Consider the following 6,807-nt stretch of genomic DNA (forward strand, 5'->3'; position numbering starts at 1 on the left):
CGCGGACGCCTGATGGCGTGCGCCGATACTCGCGGTATACGTCCGTCCCCCTGCGCGACAAATGCCGACACCCCGTACCTCCCCAGGTCCCCTCCCTCTACGATATGCCGAAATCCCGCACCGACAAGCGACGCCCGCCGGGACAGCGACGAACGCAGAGACGAGCGATACCGGGAGAGCGGAGCGTGTCCGTGACCGTCAGCGGTGACCGTTCCGGCGCCAGGGCGCCGTGATCCGCGACCACAGGTTCGGAGCGGGGGCGCTCTCGTCCGAGGCGGGGGGAAGGGCGACGGCGAACTGCACGATCTCCTCGGCGCCGTGGTGCACGACGCGGTACAGCGCGGTGCCGATGAGCACGCCGAGCGCGATCGACATGACCGAGACCAGCGCCGTGGTGAAGTCGGAGAGTCCGCCGTCGGTCGCGACCGCCTCCGTGAGCCCGACGAGCCCGGCGGCCCCGGGGACCAGCAGCCAGAAGGCCGGGAGGAAGGTGAGCTGCGACGGTGCTCCGTGGCGGAGGGTCGCGATCCACAGCACGACGGGGGTCATCGCGACGGCACCGACGAACCCGCCGACCGTCGCGCCCACGAACTCGGTGCCGGCCCATTGGCCCGTGTAGGCGACGACGAGTGCGAGAAGCACCCACCCGAAGGTCGACGGTGGCGCGGAGAAATGCAGATAGTTCCCGAGCGCGAACACGAGGATCCCGATGAGCGCCACCCACCACGGGAGCGGCGAGCCCCCGTCGAGGGCTTCGTACGAGGACGAGTCGACCCCCACGACGGTGCCGGCGGCGAGGATGCCGAACGCCAGCAGCGCCAGCTGCACGAAGCCGTAGACCAGACGGGAGGCGCCGGAGATCATCTGCCCTGCTGCGAGCTCCACGGTGGCGCTCGTCAGCACGCCGCCGGGCAGGAAGGTGACGAGCGGGGCGATGAGCAGGCGGATCGGATCGCCGATCTCGATCACCTCGGCCAGGAGGAAGACCGCGGTGGCGCACACGAACGCCGCGACCACCGGCATGATCAGCTGCAGCGTCGGAGAGCGGACCAGCTTCAGCAATCCGATCAGCGCTCCGAGCACGAACGCGACGATCACGCCCTGCCACGTGGGGGCGAGCAGGAGAGAGAGCCCTGTCGTCAGCACCGCATGCCCGAACGTGCGGGTGATCCAGCCGAGCCGCGGGCGCATCGCGCCGATCTCGTTCAGGCGTCTGATGCCGTCGAGCGGGGTGACCGAGCCGGTCTTCGCCTGGGCGATCAGCTCGTACAGGGCGGCGATCTGATCGAAACGGAACGAGGCGTTCGTCGCCGAGCGGATCGCGACGCGGGACTCATCGGACTCGCCGCTCTCGATGAGGATGATCGTCGGCAGCACCACGAAGTCGGCGTCGTCGCCCCCATAGGCCCTCGCCACCTCTGCGATGACGTCACGGATGCGGTCGACCGACTCGGCGGAGGCGTTCATGCCCTGCGCCAGCCCCAGCAGGAACTGCCGGAGCGTCGCCCGGTCGAGGCCGTCGGTCATGTCGTGGCCGGCCGCTCGGCTCAGGTGAACAGGAACGAGAGCGGCACGCCGACGATGATCGCCACAGCCACGTAGATGAGGTTCGGCAGCTGGAACGAGTGGTCGAAGACGAACTTGCCCATCTTGGTCGTGCCCGTCTGGTCGAACGCGACGGTGGCCACCTGGCTGCCGTTGGCCGGCAGCGTGTAGATGCCCATCGCCGCCGGCCACAGGCCCACCAGGAGGGAGGCGGGGAGGCCGATCGTGATGCCGATCGGCACGATCGCGTTCGTCGCACTCGACTGGCTCGTCGTGAGCATGGCGACCGCGAAGAGGGCCAGCGCGAACAGCAACGCGCCGAGGAACGCCGAGGAGCCGGAGACCACGGAGCCGAGGCCGTCGACGATGAGGGTCTGGTTCGCGGCGACGAAGGTGTTGGCCAGCCAGGCGATGCCGAACAGGGCGATGGCTCCGACGATACCGGCGGGGAACGTCGGCTGCTTGGGCACATCTGCGGCCTTGACCTTGCAGAAGACGAAGATCAGGGCGGCGATGATGCCCATCACGACCTCGATGATGACCGTGACGCTGAGGCGCACCGGGTCGCCGGCGTCATCGGTCCCGATGACCGGACGCAGGTTCTCGAACAGGCCGAAGAGCACGATCACAGCGACGCCGGCGAGGAACAGCGAGGCCGAGAGCACCGCGGTGGGAGGCAGCTTCTTCTCGTGCGCGTCGGTCTCCGGCGGCTTGATCTGGTGATCGGCGAGGCGCTTCTGGAACTCGGGGTCGTCTTCCAGATCTTTGCCATGGCGCATCATCACGAGTGCCGCCACGAAGAGGCCGACGATGGAGGCGGGCCACATGATCAGCAGCAGTCCGCCGAGGTCGACGCCCTGCGGGGCGAGCAGCACCACCATCGAGGCGGTCGCGGCGGACACAGGAGAGCACAGGATGCCGACCTGCGAGGCCACGGCCGACACCGAGAGCGCACGCTCCGGTCGGATCTTCTGCTGGTACGAGACGTCGTAGATGACGGGCAGCAGCGGGTAGAAGATGTTGCCCGTTCCTGCGCCGACGGTGAACAGGAATGACATCGCCGGGGCGAGGAAGACCACCGATCGGGGTCGGCGTCTGATCACCTTCGCCGCGACCGACACCATCCAGTCGATGCCGCCGGCCGCCTGCATGGTCGATGCCGCCGTGATGACCGTGATGACGATGAAGACCGCGTCGACCGGGGCGTTGCCCGGCGCTTCGCCGAAGACGAAGACGAGCACGGCGACGCCGACGAGCCCCCAGACGCCCAGACCGATCCCGCTCGTGCGGGTCCCCATGAAGATCGCGAGGATGACGACGATGAGTTCGGCGACGAGGATCCACACGTTGTCGTTCATGACGACGGTCCCTTCACGATGGGCGCAGCGCCTCTGAGCACCTCGGTGGGCAGCTCGGTCTCGACGATCTTCCCGCCTATGGCCTCCACGCGAAGGGCGAGGGCATCGTCGACCGGGCTCACCGCGGTGACGAACTCGGAGTTCTCGAAGTGCAGCGACTGCAGGTTGCCGACCGCGTACCCCGTCGAGAGCTCTCCGCTGAGCAGGGACGTGTGGAAGAGGGGACGCCGCTGGTCCTCGGCATCGTAGTGCGGGCAGAAGCTGCCGTGCAGGAAGCCGAGTCCCTCCGGCAGCACCTGCAGGGTCGGTCCGTAGCTGTCGGTGGTCCCGCCCTCGAACCAGCAGATGCCTCCTGCACTGCCGCCCGTGAACACCACGTTCGAGTCGGGGTCCTCCCACATCTCGCGCATGATCTCGTCGAGGCCCTGGCGCTTCCAGACGTCGAGCATGTTGGCGGTGTTGCCGCCGCCGACGTGGATCACGTCGAAGCCCTTCACGAAACCGGCCAGGTCGTCGACCGCACGGTGGAACAGGGGGAGGTGCAGCTGGTGAACAGGGCCACGGTGCAGAACCCGGCGGGAGTCCCGGCGGGCACGCCCGATCCGACGATCCTCACGCCCTGCGTCGACGACGTCGCGCAGGCATGTGCGGTGACGGCGGTCCCCGCGCTCGCTTCTCTGGAGATCAGCAAGACGGTGGCGCAGGCCGCCGCGCAGTCCGGCGCGATCCTCGACTACACGATCACGGTCGTGAACACCGGTCCTGGCACCGCGACGCAGATCCCGGTCGTCGACGACCTCCCGGAGGGGACGCGGTTCATCTCCGCCTCGACGGGCGGCGTCGCCGTCAAGGACCGCGTCGGGTGGATGGTGGAGGAGATCCTCCCTGGCCAGTCGGCGACGATGAGTCTCCGGGCTCAGGTTCCGGCAACCCAGAACGGGAAGATCGTCAACCGTGCCACGGTCGCCTACGACGAGGTCATGAACGAATCCCTCCGCAGCGCGGCGAGGCAGGCGGGCATGCCTGTTCCTGAGAATGCCGACCTGTCCGAGCTGCCGGCACTGCCTCCGCTGACCGCAGTGCATGCGTGTGCGGATGACCCCTCGTGGTCGTGCGCCGTCACCACGGTCACTCCGGCTCCGGCCGCTCTTGCCCAGACCGGTGCGACCTTCGCGCTGGCCGTCCCTGCGATCATCCTCCTCGCCGGTGGGGCGTTCCTCATCGTCGTCGGTGTGCGCCGCAGGTCCAACCGCTAGATCCCCTCACACACGTCGTCCCCGGGAAATCCCCGGGGGCTGATCGGAGTACCCAGAAATGACATCCTCTTCCTTCCTTTCGTCCGCTGAGCTTCCGAAATCCTCGGTGATGGTCGTGTTCGGCACCCGTCCTGAGATCGTGAAGCTCGCCCCTCTGGTGCGAAGCCTCGGCGATGCCGCCTACATCGTCCACACCGGCCAGCACTACGACCCCGGCATGTCCCGTGTCTTCCTGCAGGCGTGCGGTATCAGGCGCGTCGATCTCCAGCTGCATGTCGGCGGACTCCCACGCGCTGCGCAGATCGGCCGAGCAGCCGAGCAGATCGCACAGGCGATCACCCAGCTCGACCCGAAATACGTCGTCGTCCAGGGCGACACGAACGCGACCTTCGCCGCCGCGCTCGCCGCGAACGCGGCGGGAGTGCGACTGGGGCACGTGGAGGCCGGCCTCCGGGCGCGGGATCGTCGCATGCCGGAGGAGCACAACAGGGTGATGGTCGACCACATCTCCGATGACCTCTTCGCCGCGACCGAGACCAACCGGGCCAATCTCCTTGAGGAGGGAATCGAGGACGAGCGCATCCTCGTCACCGGCAACCCCGTGGTCGAGGCGGTTCGCATGCAACGTTCCGACGTCGCCGCGGACGTCGACGAGCTCGTCAGGCTCGGGGTCCACCCCGACCGCTACGTGCTCGCGACCCTGCATCGTCAGGAGAACGTGGACACCCCGGCCAACCTCATCTCGACCCTGCACGCGTTCAACGAGATCGCCGCTTCCGGGTGGCCCGTCGTCTTCCCCGTGCATCCTCGAACGCGGGCGATGCTCACCTCACTGGACGCGGAGCATCTCCTCGACGCCCTGATCGCCGAGGAGCCGTACAGCTATGAGCGCTTCCTCGCCCTCGCCGCACACGCGGCAGTACTGGTATCCGACTCCGGCGGCATCCAGGAGGAGGCCACGGTGCTCGGGCGACCGGTGCTCGTCGTGCGCGATTCGACGGAACGCCCTGAGGCGCTGGGATCGTTCACGAAGCTCGTCACACCTCAGACGCTCGCGAGCGAGGCGGCGGCTGTGCTCGCCGATGTCGAGGGGACCCTGGAGAAGCTGAGCGCCTTGCCGTCGCCGTTCGGTGATGGCAAGGCCACGGCACGCATCGCCACGCACATCAATTCCGTCGTCCGCCTCGCCGCAGAGGAGTCCTGATGTACAGCAGCGATCTCACCACGCCTCTCGCCGCCGTCGGCCTCCTCGCGATGACCGGTCCGGATTCGGTGCTCACCTGGGTCATCGTGGGTGCGGCAGCCATGGGAGCTGGAGCGTTGCTCACCGTCCGTCGGCGCGTGCTGCGCAGGGCCGCCCCCGTCGGGCGGGATCGACGCCGGCCATGCCGTTGAGGCGTTTCCCGTGCGGGCGTAATCGAACGTTCGATCCGCGGTCCTATCGGCGGCGATGCACTCTGCGCGTCACTCAAATGGAAGGAAGGGGCTCGAGATGAAGAGCATCCTCAAGACTGCCTGCACCGCCGGCATCGGCCTGCTGATCGTGGGAGGCACAGTGCTCGGTGGGCAGGTGGCCATGGCCGACGACCAGCCGGTCACGCCGGATTCGTCGACGACGACCACCAGCACCAGCGGAACGGAAAGGGTCAGCTCTCCCCAGCTGGTCCGCGGCTACCTCGGTCGCGCCACACAGACGGCTGCCACCGGGGTCACTCCCGGATCGGAGATCAAAGAAGGTGCCGTCGTGCAGCTCGTCAATGATGAGCAGATCGACGGCGTCTACAAGGTGATCCTTCCGGTACCGGCGAACACCACGTTCGCCTCGGCGACCGAGGGCGGCGCGCTGGTCGGTTCCAACGTCGTGTGGACCTTCAACGTGGCGCATGACGGTGGCACGCGGATCGTGCAGCCGATGGCGTCGTTCACGGTCGCCGACGACTACTGGGGACCGACGATCACCAACAGCGCCAAAGTCGTCTACACCGGCGGAGTGTTCACGGACGACGTCCGTTTCACCTACAACTATGCGCACCAGTTCGCGCAGCGCCCTCCGGTGCCGGTGATCGATGCCGGTGTCGGACTCGCCAGCGCCGGTGTGATCGGGGTCGGCGCGCTCGGCGCGCTCGCTCTGCGCCGTCGTTCCACGGCCACCGACTGACCGCGCTCGGCTCACTCAAGAGGAAGAAACCACAGTGAAGAAGAAATCCATCCTCCGGGGTGCGCTGGCCGGGGGGTTGCTCGCCGCTTTGGCGGTGGGCGCCCTCGCGGCGGCCCCGGCTGCCACGGCCGCAGACGTCAACGGCTGGACCGGTTCGGGCGACACCCGCACCGCATCCGCGGCCGGCGCCACTGCCAAGATCACCACCACCGACAAGATCCAGGTGAAGAGCTCCGGTGATGTCGTCAACCTCGCCACCGTCCGCGACGGCGGTGAGCTGGGGCTGAACGTGATCGGTTTCCACGAGGACTTTCCCTGCAAGAACGGCATCGAGTGCGTCCGCGGCAACGTCGTGGTCGACTTCGGTCAGCAGGTGACGAACCCGAAGATCAAACTCGACAAGCTCGGTGGCGACGTCTACGCCCTCGGCGGTGTCGTGAACAGCTCCGCCAAGTACACGCTGACGACCTCCGGCGTGACACTGAGCTCG

General features: G+C 67.8%; 8 protein-coding genes. 5 read left to right on the forward strand and 3 right to left on the reverse strand.

Annotated elements, in window-relative coordinates; all coding sequences use genetic code 11:
- Positions 1 to 198: 198 nt before the first annotated feature.
- Genes DSP71_RS00170 through DSP71_RS00180 form a run of 3 tightly spaced genes read right to left on the reverse strand, consistent with a single transcriptional unit; the run spans position 199 to position 3,400 of the window.
- Positions 199 to 1,527, reverse strand: a complete 1,329-nt coding sequence (locus DSP71_RS00170) for a threonine/serine exporter ThrE family protein (protein WP_113680067.1) — start codon at positions 1,525 to 1,527, stop codon at positions 199 to 201.
- A 20-nt stretch (positions 1,528 to 1,547) separates the two neighbouring features.
- Complete coding sequence (locus DSP71_RS00175) at positions 1,548 to 2,903, reverse strand: anaerobic C4-dicarboxylate transporter family protein (RefSeq protein WP_058633065.1); 1,356 nt, start codon at positions 2,901 to 2,903, stop codon at positions 1,548 to 1,550.
- Positions 2,900 to 3,400, reverse strand: coding sequence for a Type 1 glutamine amidotransferase-like domain-containing protein (locus DSP71_RS00180; protein ID WP_258546181.1), 501 nt, complete (start codon positions 3,398 to 3,400; stop codon positions 2,900 to 2,902). The genes DSP71_RS00175 and DSP71_RS00180 overlap by 4 nt, the downstream gene beginning before the upstream one ends.
- Here DSP71_RS00180 and DSP71_RS00185 point away from each other — a divergent pair.
- The 5 genes from DSP71_RS00185 to DSP71_RS21755 all read left to right on the forward strand — a co-directional run.
- Complete coding sequence (locus tag DSP71_RS00185) at positions 3,377 to 4,159, forward strand: DUF11 domain-containing protein (RefSeq protein WP_147251137.1); 783 nt, start codon at positions 3,377 to 3,379, stop codon at positions 4,157 to 4,159. The two genes, DSP71_RS00180 and DSP71_RS00185, sit on opposite strands and share 24 nt — an antisense overlap.
- Before the next feature lie 58 nt (positions 4,160 to 4,217).
- Positions 4,218 to 5,363, forward strand: coding sequence for a non-hydrolyzing UDP-N-acetylglucosamine 2-epimerase (gene wecB, locus DSP71_RS00190; protein WP_113680069.1), 1,146 nt, complete (start codon positions 4,218 to 4,220; stop codon positions 5,361 to 5,363).
- Positions 5,363 to 5,554 carry an LPXTG cell wall anchor domain-containing protein gene (locus DSP71_RS00195; RefSeq protein WP_061016041.1) on the forward strand — a complete coding sequence of 64 codons (192 nt, stop codon included), beginning with the start codon at positions 5,363 to 5,365 and terminating at the stop codon, positions 5,552 to 5,554. The genes wecB and DSP71_RS00195 overlap by 1 nt, the downstream gene beginning before the upstream one ends.
- Positions 5,555 to 5,651: 97 nt before the next feature.
- Positions 5,652 to 6,317, forward strand: coding sequence for a hypothetical protein (locus tag DSP71_RS00200; RefSeq protein WP_061016043.1), 666 nt, complete (start codon positions 5,652 to 5,654; stop codon positions 6,315 to 6,317).
- A 34-nt stretch (positions 6,318 to 6,351) separates the two neighbouring features.
- A partial coding sequence (locus DSP71_RS21755) for a hypothetical protein (protein ID WP_181800621.1) occupies positions 6,352 to 6,807 on the forward strand: 456 nt, incomplete at its 3' end.

Origin of the sequence: Microbacterium sp. H6, assembly GCF_003314775.1 — a bacterium.
In the GTDB taxonomy this organism is placed as follows: Bacteria; Actinomycetota; Actinomycetes; order Actinomycetales; family Microbacteriaceae; genus Microbacterium; species Microbacterium oxydans.